A 20111-nucleotide genomic window follows, 5' to 3' on the forward strand; every position below is an offset into this window, starting at 1 on the left:
AGTCACAGTGAAAAAGTTAACCGCACGGGTCATGCTGGCGTGCCATTTTCATTCTCCCCAGCGGCTTTTCAGATAGCCTACTGCCTGTTGCGTCTGCGGCTGATTAAGATAGTTTTCCCGGAACAGAATCGTTCCGCTTATACCGGGAGTTGACTCATTGAGATCGAGCTGTTTTTTGAGTTCAGGCACGCCACCCTCACGTGTCCAGTCGGGCTCCATTTTTGAAGGTTCACCCACTTTATAGAGGGCCAGGCCAATATAGAGTCGGGTCCGGGTCGGTTTTACCACCTCTGCCCACCAGTTAGCGAGCACATCATAACGCGCGGCCTGACGTGAAAAAGGCCAGTAAAGCTGAGGCGCGATGTAATCCAGCAGACCCTGCTGTACCCAGCGGCGGGTGTCTGCATAGGCTTCGTCGTAGGCCGCCGCCCCGCGGGTGTCGGACCCGGCAGAATCGTGTGACCGATTGCGCCAGACGCCTGCCGGACTGACGCCAAACTCCACGCCGGGCTTGAGCTGCCGGACGGTGCGGGAGACCTGCTCTATCAGCTGCTGAGTATTGTTTCGCCGCCAGTCGGCTTTACTGGCAAAACCCTGACCATAGCGGGCAAACGTCTGGTTATCGTTGAGCAGCGAACCGGCAGATTCCGCATAGAAATAGTCATCGAATTGCACACCGTCGACGGGATAATGCGCGACCACCTCGGCCACGATGCTGGTGATCCAGTCACGTGCCTCCGGAATCCCAGGATCGAGCACGTAACGGTCGCCAGCGGTGCGGATCCAGTCGCGATGCAGCACAAAAACGTTGGCCGGATGCAGCGATAGCGTGCGGTTGAGTTCACTGACGGTTGAGGGTCTGGTGTTAACCGAGACACGGTAAGGGTTAAACCAGGCGTGGACTTTTATGCCGCGTTTGTGCGCCTCGTTCAGCATAAACTGCAGCGGGTCATAGCCCGGGTCCTGACCAATCTGTCCGGTCAGCATATCGGACCAGGGCAGGATTTTTGAAGGCCAGAGCGCGGTGGCATCCGGCTTCACCTGAAAGAACACCGTATTGATTCCCAGGCTTTTCAGCTTATCCAGCTTGTGGATAAGCGATTGCTGCTGCATTCGAATGCGTTCTGCCGGGCTGGTGCCATTTACCGATGCGACGGGCGGCCAGTCAAGACGCGACACCGTGGCTAACCAGACGCCCCGCATTGGTTCCTGAACATGAGGCTGCGCTGGCTGACCTGGCGCCGGCAACGGTTGTTTCGTCACCGGCGGAAAAGGCGTCACCAGCGACCGCGGCGGCTCAGAGGCACAGCTGGCCAGCAACAGCGCCGCAGCCAGTGCGACGCAGCGCTTCACGGCCGTTCTGGCCGCTGCAGGAAAGGGATTAGGGGCTATCATAAACTCCGGTATTCTCTGGTCGGCACGCAAAGAGGGCTATTCTCGGTGACGCTGATTAAATGTCAATGCGTCAGCACAAGGGCGGCCCCGAAACTGCCCTGGCTGAAACGCCGTTAACCCTGCGGGCTGAATATGATACCGGCCGATGCCAGACAGGCTTTCAGTGTGCCGAAGGCATCCTGACACTGGCGCTCATTAACGCAGGCGTAACCCAGCAGCAGCCCGCGCGCCTCCTGAGGGTGCATATAATATTGCGAAAGCGGCCGCACTTTGACTCCGCGCTTCAGTGCCCCGGCGGCGATGGCCACATCGTCACTGCCTGGCGGCAGCGGCATCACCAGATGCAGTCCCGCTTCATGATTGAAGGTCGGCAGAAACGCGGGTCCCAGATAACGCTCAATCAGCCTGCAGAGAAACTGTCGCCGCTGACGATAGAGCAGCCGCATCCGCCGGATGTGCTCCATGTAGTGGCCCAGACGGATAAACTCCGCCAGCGCCCGCTGTATTAGCAGATGTCCACCGCGATAGAGTTCCGCAGCGGCGAGTCGCAGCGGCTGTGCCAGAGTTTTGGGCACCACCAGGTAGCCAATTCGCAGCGCGGGATAGAGCGTTTTACTGAAGGTGCCCATGTAAATTACCGGTGCATCAGCTTCCAGCCCCTGCAGCGAGGGGTGCGGCTGCCCGGAAAAACGAAACTCACTGTCGTAATCATCCTCCACTATCCAGCTCTGATGACGACGCGCCAGGGCAATCAATGCCTGACGGCGCGCCAGGCTCAGGTGGACACCCAGCGGATACTGATGCGATGGCGTGACGAAAACCATTTTCGGCGCGGGGCCGCTGTCCGGCACCAGCCCCTGCTCATCCACCGGCATGGCGCGAATTTTCAGGCCATTCATGCGCAGCAGGTTACGGGTACCCCAGTAGCCTGGTTCCTCCATCCAGACCCGATCGCCGGGATCACAGAGCACCCGCGTGACCAGATCAACCGCCTGATGCACGCCTTCTGTGATCAGGATCTGGTCTGCATCGGCCCGCACTGAGCGGGCGACCCGCAGGTAATCGACCAGCGCATGCCGCAGATCGGGACAGCCCCCGCCGCTACTGTAGACCAGCCGATGCACATCAGGCTCGCGGTTTAACCGTGCCTGAATCTGGCTGAAGAGCTTATGGGGAAATTCAGTCACGTCCGGCGCGCCGGGCACAAACGCCCCCCACTGCCAGGGTGACGCGTTGGCATGACCAAGCAGCGAGGCGCCGCGTTTTGACAGTGTGGCCGGGCGCTGCGCTCTGACCGCCTGCAGGTCAGCCACCGCCTCACTCTGCAGCGAGGTTTCCGGCAGCGTCTCGGCGATCCAGGTACCACTGCCGGTGCGCGCGGTGACATACCCCTGCGCCATCAGACTTTCATAGACATGCATCACCGTATTTCGTGATACGCCCAGTTCACGCGCCAGATCGCGCGTTGCCGGTAAACGGCTCCCGCGCGGAAACACCTCTTCCGCGATCGCGGCCTGCATGCAGTTCAGCAGCCGCTGATGTAATGAGCCTGTTCTTAAAAACTGTAACCGTGCTAATAGATGATCTGCGTACAAGAGTCGCAATTGGCTCCACCTTTACTCTCACAATTGGCTCTGGCAACTCACCTCGCCTCAGGCATAAATAAACGTGTTTGTCGGGAATTGTAAATACGCAATATAACGAGGTGGATTAAATGAGCGAAAAAAATAACCTGATGCAACAGCGCAAAGCACAGGCTCTCCCTAAAGGCATCGGTACGCTGTGCGACTGGTACGTTGCCCGGGCAGAAAACGCCACCTTATGGGATCAGGCAGGGAACAGCTGGATCGATTTCGCGGGCGGCATCGCGGTGCTGAACACCGGCCATCGCCATCCGCGCATTGAGCAGGCCATTGCGGATCAGTTAACAAAGTTTACCCATACTGCTTTCCAGATCACCCCTTATGAGAGCTACATCGCGCTGGCCGAGCGGATTAACCAACGTGTACCTGTCGCCGGTTCCGCGAAAACAGCCTTTTTTACCACCGGTGCTGAAGCGGTTGAAAACGCCGTGAAAGTGGCGCGTGCCTATACCCGTCGTCACGGCATTATCACCTTCGGAAACGCGTTTCATGGCCGAACCTTTATGACGATGGCGATGACCGGCAAAGTCGCCCCTTACAAGCGTGACTTCGGTCCGATGCCGCCTTCCGTTTTTCATGCGCGCTATCCGAGTGCGGTTCAGGGGATCAGCATCGAAGCGGCACTGTCCAGCCTCGATGAGATTTTCACCCAGGATATCGCCCCGCATGATGTTGCCGCCATCGTGCTGGAGCCGGTTCAGGGTGAAGGCGGTTTCCATGCCGCGCCGGTGGAGTTTATGGTGCAATTGCGTGAGCTGGCTGATCGTCACGGTATTCTGCTGATTGCGGATGAAGTGCAGAGCGGCTTTGCCCGCACCGGTAAGCTGTTCGCGATGGAACATTATCCGGTGAAGGCCGATATCATCACCATGGCGAAAAGTCTGGCGGGGGGTATGCCGCTCTCCGCCATCGCGGGACGTGCAGAGGTCATGGATGCGCCGGCACCGGGAGGACTGGGTGGCACTTACGCCGGTAATCCGCTGGCCATTGCTTCAGCCCATGCGGTGCTGGATGTGATCGAAGAGGAGCAGCTTTGCCAGCGTGCCGTGGATCTCGGTGCCCGCCTGGAAGCGGAACTGCATGAGCAGCAGCGCAGACATCCGGACATTGCGGAAATACGTGCGCTGGGTTCAATGGTGGCGATGGAGTTTTATCAGGCCAGCACCGCCCAGGCAGTTCAGAAAATGGCGATGGAACAGGGCCTGCTGCTGCTGACCTGCGGCGCAAAAGGCAATGTTATCCGCTTCCTCTATCCGCTGACCATCCCGGATGCCCAGTTCAGTCAGGCACTGAACATCCTCTCTTCAGTGATCAGTCACTGTGTCGCCTCAGCCGGACATCCCGTCGTTCCGGCCTGATCCCACTGTGCGTTAACGCAAGTTCATCCCCGTTCGTCCGGCCCCCTGGGCCGGACGTCGCCTGGAGACGTTTACATGACGATGACTCAGAGTGCGAATGAAGATTCGCTGGCTCAAAACCTGAAACCCCGCCACGTGCGTATGCTCTCGATTGCTGGCGTGATTGGTGCCGGACTGTTTGTCGGTTCCGGCCATGCTATCTCGGAAGCCGGCCCTGCCGTGCTGATCTCCTATGCCGCTGCGGGTGCATTGGTCGTACTGATTATGCGGATGCTGGCCGAGATGGCAGTCGCCTCGCCTGATTCAGGTTCATTCTCAACCTATGCCGATAAGGCACTGGGCCGCTGGGCCGGATTCACCATTGGCTGGCTCTACTGGTGGTTCTGGGTTCTGGTCATTCCCCTGGAGGCCAATGCAGCCGGAACGATCCTGCATGCCTGGTTCCCGGACGTAGCCATCTGGCAGTTCACTTTCGCGATTACGCTGCTGCTGACCATCACGAATCTGCTGAGCGTAAAAAATTATGGTGAGTTCGAATTCTGGTTTGCCCTGATCAAAGTGGTCGCCATTATTCTGTTTCTGCTCGTGGCGGGTGCGGCGGTATTCGGACTGCTGCCCGACAGCAACACCAGTGGCCTGTCGCACCTCTATGACACGCATGGTTTTATGCCGAATGGCATGGGCGCGGTCGTGGCGGCTATCCTGACCACCATGTTCTCCTTTATGGGAACAGAGATCGTCACCATCGCCGCCGCAGAGTCAAAAAATCCGGGCAAACAGATTACTCAGGCTACCAATTCGGTCATCTGGCGTATTGCCCTGTTCTATCTGCTGTCGATTTTCTTCGTTGTGGCGCTGGTGCCATGGAACACGTCCGGGCTGGTTGAGCAGGGCTCCTGGCAGACAGCATTGCAGGCGATGAATATCCCGCACGCCCGGCTGATTGTCGACCTGGTGGTGCTGATGGCGGTGTGCAGCTGTCTTAACTCGGCACTCTACACCTCATCGCGTATGCTCTATTCGCTGTCACGCCGTAAAGATGCGCCTGCTGCCGCCTCGCGCACCAACCGTAGCGGCACACCCTGGGTTGCAGTGCTGCTCTCCACGGCTGCTGCGTTTCTGGCTGTGATCGCCAATTACGTGGCGCCCAGCGTCGTGTTTGAGTTCCTGCTGGCGACATCGGGAGCAATCGCCCTGCTGGTCTATCTGGTGATCGCCGTTTCGCATCTGGTGCTGCGTAAAAAACGTGAAAAAGCGGGCGAAGTGCTGGGCTACCGGATGTGGTTATTTCCCGGTCTGACGTGGTTCACCATCCTTTTCATCTCGGCAGTACTGGTAATTATGCTGTTTGATGCCCGTCATCAGGCCGAATTGCTGGCTACCGGTGGACTGACCCTGCTGATTATCGCCACCAGCCTGGTGCTGCGGCGTAAAAAGGAGACGCGTCCGGCAACCAAATATTTTACGCAGCGATCGTCTGATCCCTCCTGACGCAGGTTCAACGCGATAAAAATGCCTGCCTCAAAGGCGGGCATTTTTCTGTCAGATGCAAAGGCTTCTGATTATTCCACCGTAAAAGGTTCAGCGTCCTGCTGAGTGCGTCAACATTACCTGTAACATGGACGTTTAATAGAGTGTAAGAATCGGGCAGACAAGTCAGAGATAAGTGACTTCAATAATCCCTGTATTTTTTTCAGGATCAATCCAGTGCATCTTTACTTCAACCGGTAATTCGGTCAGCGATCCTGGCTTCGTCATATCTGCGGTTTTAACAAAAGCTTTTCCACTGGCCGGATCGTAGCAGTTAAATACCACAGGGTTTTGGTCGATATTCATATCACAGGGGCCGTTAATAATAGCACCGGTAAATACGATGGTACCTGACCGGGATCCCGCGCAGGCAGGCGCTGACAGCGCGATAAGCAGAGTGGTAAGACAAAGAGAGAGTAATGATTTCATGGTGTGCCCTCTGAAGTATGTATTACTCTTTATCGGCCCACACATTAAAAAGTTAAGTGGTAAATAAATTATTATTTGTAATCTTCAGGTTATTTACCGGATTAATCTTTTCTGTTTTCTTCCTGATAAAGCTTATCTTCTCATGGGTGAAGCGCGTAGCAGACATATCAAAATCGTGTTGAAAAATGTTAATTATTGCCAGGAAATAAAGTAACAAATCTAAATAGAGAGAGAGATTTTTTAACATTTAATGCCCTTCATTACCGCGTAATTGACTTTCCTGGCCGTGTCCGCATGATGTTAAAAAAATGGCATCTGCATGAGAAAAGGAGATATTTCGCTTTGCTATGCTGGCTTCATTCAGATTATTTTTATATATCGAATGACAAAAATAAAAAGGCCTGGCGGGCATAGCTAAAAAACCCTTATTCCTGTGTGCCTTTAATTGTGACAGTCAGGATAACCGCCTATTCCAGAAACTGACTGAATCGTAGCAGATAACCATCCGGATCCTGAACCAGACACTCCCGCTGACAGGCTGTAGTGCCGCCGATGTCATAGTCGTTATCACGTAACGCCCGGTAGAGCGCGATTTTGTGCTGCTGCAAACGCAGCAAAACGGCTTCGATGTCATCCACTTCAATCTGAAAGTTGACGCCCCGGCCCAGCGGCCAGCTCAGTTCGGCGGTATTCCAGCCCTGCGGGTGCCACGCCTCAATCATCAGTTGTACCCGCCCGTAACAGAGATAGGCAAAATCGGGCTGCTGACGAACGATCCTTGCCTCAAAGCCGAGTATGTCGGTATAGAAACGGAACGACGTGGCAAAGTCTGTGACGGTGAGTTCCGGCACCATCGGATTCCAGTACTGTTCCTGCCCGGTAGTCATAAATCTTTTCCTTTTCACAGTCATACCCGCGACTGATTTCAGTCGCGGAGTCGGGTTTGCAGTTCATCCAGCACCAGCCTCAGCGCAGCTGACTGATGTTCGCGCGACAGGTAGAGTCCCCAGATGCCAATACGTTGCGGCTCATAGTCCGGCAGCAGCCTGACCAGTTTTCCGTTTGCCAGTGCCTGACGAGCCTCCTGTTCCGGCACCATTGTCATACCGCAATGCGCAATCGCCGCCTCACACAGCAATGACGAGATGCCAGCACTGAAATTTCCTCTGACTGCGACGACGGTTTTCGCGCCTTCTGGCGTCGTAAAGTGCCAGCTCTGTCCGGCAAATTGACTGTAACAGAGACAGTTATGGTCAGCGAGATCGCCGGGCGTCTGCGGCGTACCGTGCTTTTGCAGATAGTCTGGCGAGGCGCAGAGTACAGAGCAACACTCGCCAAGCTGGCGGGCAATCGCCCCTGGCTCAGGCGCATTCGTAATACGGATAGCGAGATCGATTCGCTCACCGATCAGGCTGACCGGCTGATTGTTGATGTCCAGTTCGATGCGCAGAGCGGGATAACGGGTAAGAAAATCGGGGATCAGCGGGCTGACAAGATGCATCGCGGTAAAGTGAGCGCAGGCGATACGCAGCGTACCTGCCGGAATGGCCTGGGTCGTTTCCTGCTGGATAGCCTCCGAGAGCAGCGCCAGCTGCCGGGTCTTCTGCAGGATCGTTTCTCCGGCGGGCGTCAGCGTCAGCCGACGCGACGAGCGATGCAGCAGACGGGTTCCGGCCCACTTTTCCATCTCTTCCAGATAGCGGCTGACCATAGGTCGCGAAATCCCGAGCGCCCGTGAAGCCGCACTCAGGCTGCCCAACTCACATATCCGGTTAAATACCGCTGCCGCCGTCACTCTGTCCACTCTCACCTGCCCGAATTATGAAACTCAGCATCTCCGATTGCGGGAATTCTAACAGATTGCCTGATGAGTAAAATAGCGCCACTGACATGCCAACGCGCCCGGTCGCTGACTGAACCGGGTCACACGCTCTGAGGAGAGACGATGAAAACGCTGATTTACCCAGCCATGCTGATGCTGGCTTCTTCTGCCACCAGTGCAGCCACGCTGCAACTGGAAACCTACAACCCACAGACGAACGCGATTTTCCCTGTCTCCTCCACGCTGGTTTACGGGCCAACTGAAGCGATTCTGTTTGATGCCCAGTTCAGCACCCAGGATGGTGAGAAGCTGGTGGAGATGATTAAGAAGCGCAATAAAAAGCTCAGTGAAATCGTGATCACCTCTGGCGATCCTGACTTCTACTTTGGCCTGCAGCCGATCATGAAAGCCTGGCCGGACGTAAAGGTAGTCGCCACCCCTGCGGTCGTGAAACATATCCAGCAGACTCACGAAGCGAAGCTGACATACTGGGGTCCACAGATGAAGCAGGGCGCGCCGGACAAACTCTTCCTGCCTGAGGTGACGCATCTGACCCGCTTTCGCGTCGATGGTGAGGTGCTGGAACTGCGTCATCCTGAAGAGTATGCCGCCTATGTCTGGATCCCCTCTGTAAGCACCATTCTGGGCGGCACGGCGCTCTCCTCCGGCATTCACGTCTGGACGGCGGACACGCAGAGTACGGAGAGTCGCGCAGCGTGGCGGCATATCCTGACTGAGATGCAGGGCCTTAAGGCCAGGAATGTGATTCCGGGTCACTATCTGGGTGCGCGACCTGCCGGCTCGCAGGCGGTCGATTTCACGCTCAGCTACCTGCAAAGTTTTGAGAAGACGCTGTCGCAGCATAAAAAGTCTGATGAGGTGATTGCTGACATGATGCAGGCCTGGCCGGATCTGGCCGAGCCAGGATCGCTGGAACTCAGCGCGAAAGTGAATACCGGCGAGATGAAATGGTAAGAGCGGGATCGGTGATCCTGCTGACGCTTTGAAACGCAACGGATGTACTGCAGGCGCTACCGTTTAGCCAGGGAGCGCCTGTCGTCACGCGCCTGTAACCGGGCCTCGGCGGGCGTCGGGAAAATATAGTCATACAGATCGCGGTAGAAACTCAGGTTTTTCAGTAATCCCTCCTGAATCGCCTTCGTGATGTCTTTGACCAGGAATGCCTGCGTAGTGTTGAAGTTGGTCATACTGAAAAAGGCTTTGTCATAGACGTTGACCACCCCCTCCCATTTCATCACCTTTTCCTCCGGGGAGGCCCCTTCTGCCGCGACAAACATCCCTTTATGCGACTTCACACCATGTTTACTGACATAGGTGGTCAGGGCGTCATAGCCACGCTTATTGCGCCAGCGGCAGAATTCATAAGGCACGTCGTAATGCGGCAGGAGAAAATCCGGGCTGCGGAAATGCTCATCGCCAAGCAACCCATCCAGCGTGACCGTGAAGTGCAGGAAGTCCTGCAGAAAGTCGAACTGGCGGGTTTTGGTCAGCGTCACGTTGATACGGTAGTGTCCGGCCTGGACAAACCAGTAATTGGTGAAGCCGGTAACCAGAATGGTGAACGCCTGCCAGTCACTGAGTCGTCGATCCCCCGCCAGCCCCCTGAAGCGGTTGATCATCAACCGTGATTTGGGATGCTGATACGCTTTCAGCAGCGGATCGTTCATACCTTTCAGCAACATCAGGCACACTCCTTGTTAGATTGCGCCTATCCTGCCACGCCCTGATCGGGGTGAAAAGTGTCCATGTTCTGAATGTGTCTGGGCTTAATCTGCCAGAGGATGTCAGAGGCATGGCGTGATGGGGGAAATGTAAGGGCAGCTGGTGCATTCGCAATCGAATGGCCAGCCTGGTCAGAGGTGAGAGTGTTGAGCGTTTCAGGATCCTGTTGCACCATGCGGATAAGCAATACTGCCTGGGCATTGGGTCTGGGCCGGCCCTGCTCCCAATTCTGCCAGGTGGTTTCGCCGATGTGCAGATAGTGGGGACCGGTAAGCGGTCTCGCGGTTAAAGGCGCCGCAGTCAGGGAGATGAGCGGGGAGTAACAATGACGCAGAGAACCCGTTTCGCCTCTGCGTCTGATAAGGATTAACGGCCTTTTTTCTTTCGTCCAGGCTGTGCGAAACGTTTACGGGAAGCGCCGCTGGCGTCCGCTTTCTCTGCCGGTTTTGCCGCGCTTTTCTGCGGCTTTCTGGCCGGGGCTTTCGCTTTCTTCGCGGGTTTATCTTCTGACGACGAGTTTTCCAGCAGTTTAAACAGCTCAATCAGTTCGTCGTCGGTCAGGTCGCGCCATTCGCCCAGCGGCAATCCCTTGAGATTGACGTTCATGATGCGCGTACGTTCCAGCTTCGTCACTTCATAGCCAAAATGCTTACACATACGACGGATCTGCCGGTTCAGCCCCTGCACCAGGGTGATGCGGAAGACAAACGGCGCCTCCTTTTTTACTTTGCACTTTTTGGTGACCGTACCCAGCATTGGCACGCCTGCGCCCATCCCGGCGATAAACTCATCGGTAATTGGTTTGTCGACCGTGACCACGTACTCTTTTTCGTGGTTATTTCCGGCCCGCAGGATCTTATTGACCAGATCGCCGTGGTTGGTAAGGAAAATCAGGCCCTGCGAATCTTTATCCAGTCGGCCAATCGGGAAGACGCGTTTGCTGTGGTTGACGAAATCGCTGATGTTATCGCGTTCGCCCTCTTCCATCGTCGTGATGATCCCCACCGGCTTATTGAGAGCAATCAGCACCAGATCGTCTTCATCGCGCGGTTCGATAAGCTGACCGTTCACCTTCACCACATCGCCTGCAAACACCTGTGCACCCACAGTCGCGCGTTTGCCGTTAATGAAAACGTTGCCCTGCTCGATGAAACGATCGGCGTCGCGACGTGAGCAGATACCGCTCTCGCTGATGTATTTGTTGAGACGCGTTGATGAGCCAGTCAGCATGATTCCTCCAAAAAACGCGGACTATACCTTACCGACGGGAGCTTGCGAAGTCTTTGCACGGGAAACTTTTGCCCGACATTATCCGCCCGGCAACCGCAGACCTTTACAGCGTAATGGCCATCTCCATACAGCGTAAATCGCTGCCCGCCAGCTTTGAAGGATAGAGACTTTCGCCCAGCACCCGGAAGCCGTGCCGCTGATAAAAACTGACCGCGTTCGGCGTCGACGCAAGCGTCAACTGCTGATAACCACGCTGCCGCGCCTCCCCTTTGATGGTGTCGAGGATCAGCCCCGCCATGCCCTGCCCGGTGCAGTCCGGCCGGGTGAAAATCGCTTCTACGCTGGCGGCGGCGAGATCGAGCGCGCCGGTCGAAACCGCTTTCCCGTCAGGGCCGTCGATCACAAAAAACGGGTTCTCGCGGATCATGGCGGGAAAGCTGGCGGGCATCCTGTCCGGCGTCCAGGCGGCGATGACAGTGGCGGGATAAACCTGCTCACAGCCATGACGGATGGCAAGATTGCGGATAGTCCATAAACGGTATGCCTCTTCGGGTGACGCCTGTCTGACAATCATGCTGCTCTCCGGCCGGAAACGTGACCGCTACGTTATCACATTGTCTACCGGGCTTCTGCAGCGGCGTGCCGCGCTGGTTCAGAACGCGCCGTCGCGGTTTTCTCTGCCGCGACGGGCGACGTTCAGCGCGATCAGAAGCGGGCGTTCAGCCCGATATTCCAGCTCACCTGATGCGTGTCACTGTTGCCTGCTATCGCCGAGACGCCCGCGAAGGCACTGACCGCTGTTCCGAGCGGCACGCTCGCGCCGACGGCCATATCAATCCAGTTATCATCACGGGCTGCGCTGCTGCGGGTAAAGGCGGTGCGGGTGGACTTCAGCCCGGTGGTAACGGCCGAATCACTGTCGCCAAACTGATGGTTATAACTCACCTGCGCCCAGGGATTAATCGGTAACGCTTTGGTGTCAATGCGCCAGCCCAGCGAGCCGACCTGTGAATGCAGGGTCTGATCGCCAAAGCGCATCGCAGTGCTGCTGTTCCCTGCCTCGTTATAGCCATCAACCTGGGTGTAGTCGAGCGCATAGCTGGCCATCGGGCCGGTAGAAACATAGCTGCCCAGAGGCAAATCCCAGCCGGTCTGAAGCCGCATGCCCATCAGGCTGCCGTTACTGCTGCCCTTTTCGGTGCGGGTTGCCGGTCCCAGCCGGACCTGACGCGCAATGTGATCAAAATCGAGATCTGCATAGTGCACATCCGCGTTAATCCATCCGCCAGCGGGATGAGTGAGCTGACTCCAGAGCGCCACCATGTTGCCGCGCAGGCGATAATCGAAGCGCGACGAGGGTTGCTGGCGCTGAGAGGTGGTCGAAAGCATCGCACCCGCCTGCCAGTTATCATTGAGCTGATAGCCCACGCCCACGGTGCCGGTGGCGCTGGTGGCATCGCCATCCTGCAGGCTGTCGCCGCGAAAATCACGCCGCTGTCCGGCATAGCCGCCAAACATTGTAAATGCCCCCGCATCGGCGGCTTGCTGCCGCTGCTGCTGCAGATGGCCATCCAGCGTGTTGTGCGCATCACCCACCAGCATAGCGGGCGCCTGACTCAGCGCCGCCACCTGTAGCGGCGCATTCAGCACTGACAGGACATAGTCAGCGATTAGCGCATGAACCGCCGGGCTGGGGTGCAGGCGGTCAGCAAACAGATACTGCTGCGCCTGAGAAAATCCCGGCGTTGCGCGGGTGCAGTCCTTCGCAGAGACGCCCGGCGGGCAGGCCATGCCAGCGGTATTGCTGAGACCATACAGACCGGGGTTATCAATCACCTCATTGAACAATCCGTTAATATCGACGCGGGCAATGTTGCCGCCTGCGGCCACCAGCCCCTGCTCTTCCATCTGGTTGTAGCGATCGGTGAGGAGCGCGGCCTGCTGACTGAGCAGTTGCCAGGCGGCGATCAGCTGCTGCGCAATGGCATCACGAATCAGCGGGATCGAGGAAATCTGACCTGCCGCCTCGCCCAGTGCGGTTTCAATCGCCTGTTGCCTGGCGGCACGATCCGCCGTGGTGGCGGTGCTCAGCGACTGAAACAGCGCCGCTGTGGCAGGCTGTGCGGCTGGCCCCAGCACCTGCAGAATCGCCTGCAGCAGTGCGGGCGTCGCGCCGACATTCGGCACTGTCGGCACAATGACCGTTCCGGCTCCGGCATTCAGCAACTGGCTGACCTGCAGAGCAGCGGCGCTGGCGCTGTTGTCCACGATCTGCCGGGCGGTCAGGGGAGATAACGCCGCCGCAGCTAAATCGTTGCCGCCAATCCAGTGAATGTAAAGCCCATCCGCATCCGCCCGTCCGCCACGCGCAGCAAGGTAGCTGGCGAGCTGATCCTGAGTGTTGAACTGGGGATCGATCGCGGGCACCGCTACGGCGCCGCCTTCAGCATAGTTGCGTCCGCCCTGCGATGAAGGGCGCAGGGTATCGCCCAGCGACTGCGCCACAATCTCGTCATACAGCGGATGAGTTGCGCTGTCATAGGTATAACGCCCGACGTTTCCGCCATCACTCAGGCTATCGCCAAAGACGGTCAGGTTATCCCAGGCCGCCGCAGGCAGCGGTGACAGAAGGCTCAGCGTGGCACAGCAGAAAAGGTATTGCGCGTGAAGGGGTTTCATCAGCAGCTCCGCACAAATCAAAAGAGAAGGAAAAGGTTTACGCTGTCCCCGGGGATCAGCACGCTGTAAGCGTAGTCGTCCTGAAAAATTGACGGCCTGAAAGGCGAGATCGCGCTCGCAAAGCGGAAAAATTTGCGTTAATCCGGCCGTCCCACGCGGCACAGACCGGTGTTGCACACTGATGATAAAGATTATTTTTTGCCGGCGGGTTTCAGTCCGCGATAGAGATCCTGCAGGCGTTTCATCGTCTTAACCGTGCGCTGAGGCAGCGTCGAAGCCACCGACAGGATGAGCATCTCCAGACAGACCATAATCGTGCCGTGCAGCGGGATGCGCCCCTTCTCGCCGCCGCGCGGCACGGTGATAACCACGTTCGCCTCGCGGGCAAAAAAGGAGTCGGTGGCGTTGGTCAGCAGAATAATCGGGATATCCAGCCGCTTTGCCTCGCGCACCACGGTCGTCCCTTCCCTGTGCGCCGACTGCTGCGCCATCATGATCAGCACGTCGCCACGCTGTAACGCCAGCATCTGCTCCGCCAGTGCGATGCTGTTACGGTTCAGGGAAAAGGCGGGCAAGCCAATCCGGTTCAGCAACCGCACGCTGTAGTCGGCCAGAATGCCCGACGCGTTAATGCCGAAGATTGCCACCTGGCGCGCTTCGCCCAGCAGCGCCACCGCATCGGCGACCGCTCCCCGGTTCTGCGGCTGCGACAGTATTTCACAGGCGTGCCGGTGGCCCTGAAGCACAAAGTCGATGGCACTGTTCACGTCGCTGGTCACTTCGCTGACGGTGGTGATCATCTTATCTTCGGAGGTCAGCGACGGACCAAACCAGGCTTTCAGTGTCAGTTTAAGATCCCGCAGGCCGCTGAAGCCCAGCGCCTGAATGGCGCGGATCACTGTGGCATCAGAGGTATGGTTAAGCTGTGCAATCTCCATTGCGGTGCTCTCCAGCACCGTTTCCCGATGCTGATCGATATAGCGCGCCACCGCCAGCAGGCGTGGCGAGAGCTGTTTTTCGCGGGCGCGCAGACGCTCCGCCAGCACATCCACCCTGTTTTTCACTGCTCTGTTTTGTTTCATGCTGCACCCGCTGCCGGTTTTAAAGCTGAAATATGTAGTAAACGCGCCAGTCTGCCTTCTCTTTCACCTGATGAATACAGGGTTTTCGCGCACCGCCCAACGATTTCAATTTCCTATATATTTTAAATTCAATAACTTAATTCCTGTCTGATGAAAAATTCATGCCTTACTGCATCATCATAAAATGTAGCCATTTCCACGCAAATTTTGTTTACTACTACATTAGCTGATGATTGAATGATTCTCAATTACAGATGAGAAACATTGTCGTCCGGATGGTGCATTTTCGGATGCGACCCTCCTCTGATTACGTGGCTGCCCGTTGCAGCACCCTCCAGGATCGCCCTGCATTGCAGCGCATTAATCGCTTCAGAAACGAAAAAATGAAAAACAGTTCAGATATCCGTTGTCCGGCTCGCTACTCCGCCCTCACTCTGGCAATCGTCAGCAGCCTTGCTCTGCCGCCGGTCCAGGCCGCCACCGACAGTTCATCAGATATGACGGTGACCGCGAATGCCGGTGAGGATGGCCGTTACAGCGCTGGCGAGAGCAGCGTTGCCAGTAAAATGCCAACGGCGCGGCTTGATGAGGCGCAGTCAGTCAGCGTGGTGACGCAGCAGCAACTGGAGGATTATCAGGCCAGCTCATTGGCGGATGCGATGCGCTTTGTCAGCGGCGTCGCCGAGGCAAATACGCTGGCCGGAACGGAAGATGGCTTTGTGCGGCGCGGGTTTGGCAGCAATGCGGATGGTTCCATCTACCGCGATGGCATCCGCAGCAGCCAGGGGCTGAATTTCGATGCCACCACCGAACGGGTTGAGGTACTGAAGGGCTCTTCCTCGCTGCTGTATGGCATTCAGAATCCGGGCGGCGTAATCAATGTGGTCAGCAAAAAACCGCAGTACAGCTGGCACTCCAGCGTCGCCGGACGTTACGCCAGTGAGGGCGGCGGCGCAGGCACGCTGGACGTCACCGGGCCGCTGGGCAACGGTTTCGCTTTCCGTCTGATCGCTGAAAAACAGAATCAGGATTACTGGCGCAATTTCGGCAGCGACGATCACACCCTGGTCGCCCCCTCGCTGCAGTGGTATGGCGAGCAGGCGAGCTTCCTGATCAGCTACGCGGACTTCCGCTACGATATTCCCTACGATCGCGGCACGGCCTTTATCGGCGGCAAGCCTGTCGATCTCGATTACACATCGCGGCTGGATGACAAAGCCAATCACGCCTGGGGCCACAACAAAACCCTGAATGCCAATTATGAGTGGCAGTTTAATGAGGCGTGGCGCACCCGGCTGACGCTGGGCTGGAACCAGCGTCGTTATGATAATAATGAGGTACGGGTGACGGCGGTCAATGCCAGTAGCGGCGTGATGACACGTCGCGCCGACGCCAATCGCGGATATAACCACAAAACAAAATATGTAAGCTGGGATCTGCTGGGCAACCCGGAGCTGCTGGGGATGTCACACGCGCTGGTGCTGGGCACCGATTATGAGATGAACCAGACTTACCGTGCCCATCAGTATCAGGGCAGAGTAAATCGGCAGTTTAATTTCTTCTCTCCGCAGTATGATCTGCTCTCGCCCGTTACTGACGCCAGCACGGAAAACAGCGCCGCCGCCAATAACCTGAATCGGATTCATAGCCGGTCGCTCTATGCCAAAGACAGCATTTCGCTCTCTTCCGACTGGATTCTGGTGCTGGGCGGCCGTTACCAGCACTATGAGCAGCGTGCCTCGCGCGGCTTTAATCCGCAGGTGGAAACCCTGAACGATGAGGGCAACAAGTTTCTGCCGCAGGCCGGGGTGATCTACAAATTTACCCCTGACCTGTCGTTCTACACCAGTGTCAGCAAGTCGTTTACGCCCTCGACCGATGTGGATGATGAGGGCAATGTCGGCAAGCCGGAACAGGGCACCAGCTGGGAAGTGGGCAGCAAATGGCAGCTCTCGCCGAAACTGTTCGCCACCCTGGCGCTCTATCGGATTGATGAGAAAGCGATGTCGCTGAATATCAATGGCAGCACGCGGCCTATCGACAAGGCCCGTTCCACCGGGGCGGAAGTGGAGCTGAATGGCGAGATTGCCCCCGGCTGGGATCTGAGCGCAAATTACAGCTACGATCAGGCAGAGATCGTCAGCGACAGAGTGAACCCGGACAACAACGGCAATCGCCTGCAGAATGCGCCGCGTCATGCTGGTGCGCTCTACCTGAGCCATGAGCTGCAGGTCAGTGGCGTACCGGGCTCGCTGCGGCTGGGCGGCGGTGCGCGCTATGTCGGCACGCGGGCGGGCGACCCGGATAACAGTTTCACCCTGCCCGACTACGTTGTCGCGGACAGCTTTGTGGCGTGGAATAATCGCCTGTTCGGTGAAAAGACTCAGCTGCGTCTGAACATCAACAACCTGTTCAACCAGCACTACTACAGTTCAAGCGGCGGCAATCTGCGCGTCCGTGAAGGTGAAACCCGCAACCTGATGGTACAGGCTCGTGTTGAATTTTAAATCTTTGCGTCGCGCGCTGCTGCTGTTCAGCCTGATGGCGATCGCATCTGGCGTGAATGCCCGCATGCTGACCGACATCACCGGGCGCCAGGTGACGATCCCCGACCATCCGCAGCGCATTGTGCTGGGTGAGAGCCGGATGCTCTACAGCATCGCGCTGCTGACGCCGGGCAACCCGCTGCAGCACATTGCGGGCTGGCCGCTGGATCTGAAAAAATATGATCCCCAGACCTGGGCTGTTTTTGCCCGCCAGTTTCCGGAAATCAGCCAGATTCCGGCCCTGGGTCTCGACGGGGTGAATGACATGAACCCGGAAAAAGTGATTGCACAGAAACCTGATCTGGTGATCCTGCCGCAGCTGGCGCGCGGCAGCGAAAACAGCCTCCTGCTGGAGAAGATGCTCACGGCGGCCCACATTCCGGTAGTTAAGATCGATCTGCGGGTGGCGCTGCTGAAAAATACCGAGCGCAGCATGACGCTGCTGGGCGAAATACTCAACCAGCCCCAGCGGGCCGCTGACTTTAACCGGTTTTATCGCACGCACATGCAGCGCATCGGTGACCGGCTGGCGCACTATCACGGCCCGAAACCTACCGTGCTGTTGCAGCTGCATCTGGGGCGGCGCAGCGAATGCTGCGTGACGTCAGTGAACGGGAATCTGGGCGAGCTGCTGCGCTTTGCGGGCGGGGAGAACATCGCCAGCCCGCAGGTTAAAGGGGTATTTGGCCGGCTGAGTGAGGAGAGCGTGATCGCCGCGCAGCCGGACTTCTACTTCGCAACCGGCACCGGCAGCGCCGATGAAACCGGGGCGCTGAAGCTCGGCCCGGCCGTTACCCCGGCGCAGACCCGGCAGAGCCTGCTGAGGCTGACAGGACAGCAGAACGCGCTGAAGCAGCTGGCGGCGCTCAGCAACGGACACGCCGCTGCTCTCTGGCATAACTTCTATCTGAGCCCGTGGCACGTGGTGGCAACAGAATTCTTTGCCACTACGCTCTATCCCCGGCTGTTTCATGACGTCGATCCTGAACAGACCCTGCAACAGATGTTTCGTGATTTTCTGCCGATTCCGTTGTCAGGCAGCTATCTCTACCGGCTCCCTCCCTCCTCAGCCGACTCAGGCGGCTGAGGGCCCCGCATTTTTGACCCGGACAATATCGGCCATGACCGACAGTGCAATTTCTGCCGGGGTTTTGCTGCCAATTGGCAGGCCGATGGGCGCATGGATGCGATCCAGCTCGGTGGTGTCCATGCCAGCGATCTGTTGCAGCCGCGCCCGCCGTTTCTCACTGTTTTTCGCCGAGCCCATAATGCCGATGTAAAAAGCAGGTGTCGCGATCGCTTCCATCATCGTCAGATCGTCGATGCGCGGATCGTGCGTCAGCGCCACAATCGCGACCGCAGCGTGTGCGCCGTTCAGCTCCAGCCAGCGCGCCGGATGCTGTGAAACCAGCGTCACGTTATCCGCCTCGCTGAAATGCGTCTCCAGCTCCGCCAGCTTCTCCGGCCGGTGTTCACAGACCCGCACATGAAAACCCAGCATCTGCCCAAGCCGGATACATTCATGCGCGACGGTCGAGTAGCCCGCAATGAGCAATTCCGGGATTGCACCGACAGGCAGAAGCAGTTGTTCCTCGCTGGCATCCAGCGCAGGCAGTCGCCTGTCGGTTGCGATCACTTCCCACTGCGCGCGCTCGCCAGGAGGAATGATCCGGACCACGGGCTGGTCGCCTCGCAGCGCAGCCTGCATCGCCGTCAGCAGCGTCAGCGTGGCGTTGTCGGGTGGCAAACACTCAATGACAATCTCCAGGCTTCCGCCGCACGGCAGCCGGACGTCCGGGCGGATCCCGCCCTCGCCATAGCGTACCCGCTGACTGCTGGCGCGATAGGCCCCCGCCGCCAGTTGTGCCAGAAAATCCTCTTCAATGCAGCCGCCTGACAGCGAACCGCAATAGTCGCCGTTCTCGTTGACCGTCATCAGGGTACCGGGCGCCCGCGGTGAAGAGCCATAGGTGCGCAGCACCGTGCAGAGCCAGACTGTCTGGCCTGCCTGACAACTACTGAGTGCCGCATTAATGACACGTTGATCCAGCGTTATCATGAAAATTCCTTGATTAAGTGCAGATCGGCAGGCAGATCGATGTCGTACAGACAGCCACGATCCTGTAGGGGTAATCGCACGGCGGCGGCACTGACCGTCGCCTGCGGTCCGGCATCGCCCTGTAAGGTACTTAGCAGTGAATAGCAGTGGCGCTGAAACCCCACCGGATGACCCGGCCTGCCGTCAATCCATGGCCTGACTATCGACGCCTCCGCCAGCGCCTGGCCGACGGCACGATAACTTTCCGGCGTCACAAAGGGCATATCCCCCAGCGCAATCAGCCAGCCGTCATAGTGGCGGCTGGCACGCACGCCAGCGGCGATGGATTCGCCCAGTCCGCCACTGTCGCACATGACCAGCGTGGCCCCGCAGCAGAGCGCCTTCAGCGCTGAGGCGTCGGGCCGGATGACGACAAAGCGATCCAGCCCGCTTGCGGCGGCCTGCTCCAGCGTGCGCTGCAGCACCGGTTTGCCGTCCAGATCGGCCAGCAGCTTATGCCCGCCCGCCTGCTGCTGAAAGCGGCGGCTCAGGCCGGCAGCCAGCACAATTAACGCTATCTTCACTGTTTCGCTCCGGATGGCGTAAAAAACGGGCG

General features: G+C 57.7%; 17 protein-coding genes and 1 pseudogene. 5 read left to right on the forward strand and 13 right to left on the reverse strand.

Features of this window, described 5'->3' with window-relative positions:
• Window positions 1–48: 48 nt before the first annotated feature.
• Both RT657_RS07690 and RT657_RS07695 read right to left on the reverse strand, forming a co-directional pair.
• Window positions 49–1395, reverse strand: a complete 1347-nt coding sequence (locus tag RT657_RS07690) for a glycoside hydrolase family 10 protein (protein WP_313653504.1) — start codon at window positions 1393–1395, stop codon at window positions 49–51.
• Window positions 1396–1508: 113 nt separating this feature from the next.
• Window positions 1509–2999 (reverse strand): PLP-dependent aminotransferase family protein, encoded by a 1491-nt coding sequence (locus RT657_RS07695; protein ID WP_313653506.1) that lies wholly within the window; start codon window positions 2997–2999, stop codon window positions 1509–1511.
• 110 nt (window positions 3000–3109) lie between these two features.
• Here RT657_RS07695 and gabT point away from each other — a divergent pair, with 110 nt between their 5' ends.
• Together gabT and gabP are read left to right on the forward strand one after the other, a co-directional pair.
• Complete coding sequence (gabT, locus tag RT657_RS07700; protein ID WP_313653508.1) at window positions 3110–4396, forward strand: 4-aminobutyrate--2-oxoglutarate transaminase; 1287 nt, start codon at window positions 3110–3112, stop codon at window positions 4394–4396.
• A gap of 81 nt (window positions 4397–4477) precedes the next feature.
• Window positions 4478–5887 carry a GABA permease gene (gene gabP, locus RT657_RS07705; protein WP_409520984.1) on the forward strand — a complete coding sequence of 470 codons (1410 nt, stop codon included), beginning with the start codon at window positions 4478–4480 and terminating at the stop codon, window positions 5885–5887.
• A gap of 165 nt (window positions 5888–6052) precedes the next feature.
• On the opposite strand, the gene RT657_RS07710 is transcribed toward gabP, so the two are convergent.
• From RT657_RS07710 to RT657_RS07720, 3 genes are all read right to left on the reverse strand, one after another.
• On the reverse strand, window positions 6053–6355 hold the full coding sequence (locus RT657_RS07710; RefSeq protein WP_313653510.1) for a type 1 fimbrial protein: 303 nt from the start codon (window positions 6353–6355) through the stop codon (window positions 6053–6055).
• Window positions 6356–6822: 467 nt separating this feature from the next.
• Window positions 6823–7242 (reverse strand): VOC family protein, encoded by a 420-nt coding sequence (locus RT657_RS07715; protein WP_313653511.1) that lies wholly within the window; start codon window positions 7240–7242, stop codon window positions 6823–6825.
• Window positions 7243–7280: 38 nt separating this feature from the next.
• Window positions 7281–8159, reverse strand: a complete 879-nt coding sequence (locus RT657_RS07720; protein ID WP_313653512.1) for a LysR family transcriptional regulator — start codon at window positions 8157–8159, stop codon at window positions 7281–7283.
• Window positions 8160–8300: 141 nt separating this feature from the next.
• Between RT657_RS07720 and RT657_RS07725 the strand changes: the two genes are divergently transcribed.
• A complete protein-coding gene (locus RT657_RS07725; protein WP_313653513.1) occupies window positions 8301–9152 on the forward strand; it encodes a Vmh family MBL fold metallo-hydrolase in 852 nt (283 codons plus the stop codon).
• A 56-nt stretch (window positions 9153–9208) separates the two neighbouring features.
• Here the strand turns inward: RT657_RS07725 and RT657_RS07730 are convergent, their stop codons facing one another.
• The 6 genes and pseudogenes from RT657_RS07730 to RT657_RS07755 form a co-directional block, all read right to left on the reverse strand.
• Window positions 9209–9880 carry a hypothetical protein gene (locus RT657_RS07730; protein ID WP_313653514.1) on the reverse strand — a complete coding sequence of 224 codons (672 nt, stop codon included), beginning with the start codon at window positions 9878–9880 and terminating at the stop codon, window positions 9209–9211.
• Window positions 9881–10059: 179 nt separating this feature from the next.
• A pseudogene (locus RT657_RS07735) lies at window positions 10060–10182 on the reverse strand (helix-turn-helix domain-containing protein); the annotation flags it as partial.
• Between the two features lie 104 nt (window positions 10183–10286).
• Window positions 10287–11150 (reverse strand): 23S rRNA pseudouridine(2604) synthase RluF, encoded by an 864-nt coding sequence (rluF, locus tag RT657_RS07740; protein ID WP_313653515.1) that lies wholly within the window; start codon window positions 11148–11150, stop codon window positions 10287–10289.
• A 103-nt stretch (window positions 11151–11253) separates the two neighbouring features.
• On the reverse strand, window positions 11254–11724 hold the full coding sequence (locus tag RT657_RS07745; RefSeq protein WP_313653516.1) for a GNAT family N-acetyltransferase: 471 nt from the start codon (window positions 11722–11724) through the stop codon (window positions 11254–11256).
• A 131-nt stretch (window positions 11725–11855) separates the two neighbouring features.
• Window positions 11856–13829: an autotransporter domain-containing protein gene (locus RT657_RS07750; RefSeq protein ID WP_313653518.1), complete on the reverse strand. Its 1974-nt coding sequence runs from the start codon at window positions 13827–13829 to the stop codon at window positions 11856–11858.
• Between the two features lie 191 nt (window positions 13830–14020).
• Entirely contained in the window at window positions 14021–14911 is an 891-nt protein-coding gene (locus RT657_RS07755; protein ID WP_313653519.1) for a MurR/RpiR family transcriptional regulator, read from the reverse strand.
• A 383-nt stretch (window positions 14912–15294) separates the two neighbouring features.
• On the opposite strand from RT657_RS07755, the gene RT657_RS07760 reads away from it, so the two are divergent.
• Entirely contained in the window at window positions 15295–17418 is a 2124-nt protein-coding gene (locus tag RT657_RS07760; protein WP_313653521.1) for a TonB-dependent siderophore receptor, read from the forward strand.
• A 34-nt stretch (window positions 17419–17452) separates the two neighbouring features.
• Complete coding sequence (locus RT657_RS07765) at window positions 17453–18544, forward strand: ABC transporter substrate-binding protein (RefSeq protein WP_313653696.1); 1092 nt, start codon at window positions 17453–17455, stop codon at window positions 18542–18544.
• Here the strand turns inward: RT657_RS07765 and RT657_RS07770 are convergent.
• Window positions 18533–19516, reverse strand: coding sequence for an XdhC family protein (locus tag RT657_RS07770; RefSeq protein ID WP_313653522.1), 984 nt, complete (start codon window positions 19514–19516; stop codon window positions 18533–18535). The two genes, RT657_RS07765 and RT657_RS07770, sit on opposite strands and share 12 nt — an antisense overlap.
• Window positions 19513–20079 carry a nucleotidyltransferase family protein gene (locus RT657_RS07775; protein WP_313653524.1) on the reverse strand — a complete coding sequence of 189 codons (567 nt, stop codon included), beginning with the start codon at window positions 20077–20079 and terminating at the stop codon, window positions 19513–19515. The genes RT657_RS07770 and RT657_RS07775 overlap by 4 nt, the downstream gene beginning before the upstream one ends.
• Between the last annotated feature and the right edge of the window lie 32 nt (window positions 20080–20111).

This window comes from Pantoea sp. (genome assembly GCF_032114055.1).
In the GTDB taxonomy this organism is placed as follows: domain Bacteria; phylum Pseudomonadota; class Gammaproteobacteria; order Enterobacterales; family Enterobacteriaceae; genus Pantoea.

Coding starts and splice junctions, on each gene's coding strand:
- RT657_RS07745 (WP_313653516.1), bottom strand. CDS start 11,724: ATGATTGTCAGACAGGCGTCACCCGAAGAGGCATACCGTTTATGGACT.
- RT657_RS07725 (WP_313653513.1), top strand. CDS start 8,301: ATGAAAACGCTGATTTACCCAGCCATGCTGATGCTGGCTTCTTCTGCC.
- RT657_RS07765 (WP_313653696.1), top strand. CDS start 17,453: ATGGCGATCGCATCTGGCGTGAATGCCCGCATGCTGACCGACATCACC.
- RT657_RS07730 (WP_313653514.1), bottom strand. CDS start 9,880: ATGTTGCTGAAAGGTATGAACGATCCGCTGCTGAAAGCGTATCAGCAT.
- RT657_RS07760 (WP_313653521.1), top strand. CDS start 15,295: ATGAAAAACAGTTCAGATATCCGTTGTCCGGCTCGCTACTCCGCCCTC.
- RT657_RS07715 (WP_313653511.1), bottom strand. CDS start 7,242: ATGACTACCGGGCAGGAACAGTACTGGAATCCGATGGTGCCGGAACTC.
- rluF (WP_313653515.1), bottom strand. CDS start 11,150: ATGCTGACTGGCTCATCAACGCGTCTCAACAAATACATCAGCGAGAGC.
- gabT (WP_313653508.1), top strand. CDS start 3,110: ATGAGCGAAAAAAATAACCTGATGCAACAGCGCAAAGCACAGGCTCTC.
- RT657_RS07690 (WP_313653504.1), bottom strand. CDS start 1,395: ATGATAGCCCCTAATCCCTTTCCTGCAGCGGCCAGAACGGCCGTGAAG.
- RT657_RS07710 (WP_313653510.1), bottom strand. CDS start 6,355: ATGAAATCATTACTCTCTCTTTGTCTTACCACTCTGCTTATCGCGCTG.
- gabP (WP_409520984.1), top strand. CDS start 4,478: ATGACTCAGAGTGCGAATGAAGATTCGCTGGCTCAAAACCTGAAACCC.
- RT657_RS07770 (WP_313653522.1), bottom strand. CDS start 19,516: ATGATAACGCTGGATCAACGTGTCATTAATGCGGCACTCAGTAGTTGT.
- RT657_RS07755 (WP_313653519.1), bottom strand. CDS start 14,911: ATGAAACAAAACAGAGCAGTGAAAAACAGGGTGGATGTGCTGGCGGAG.
- RT657_RS07750 (WP_313653518.1), bottom strand. CDS start 13,829: ATGAAACCCCTTCACGCGCAATACCTTTTCTGCTGTGCCACGCTGAGC.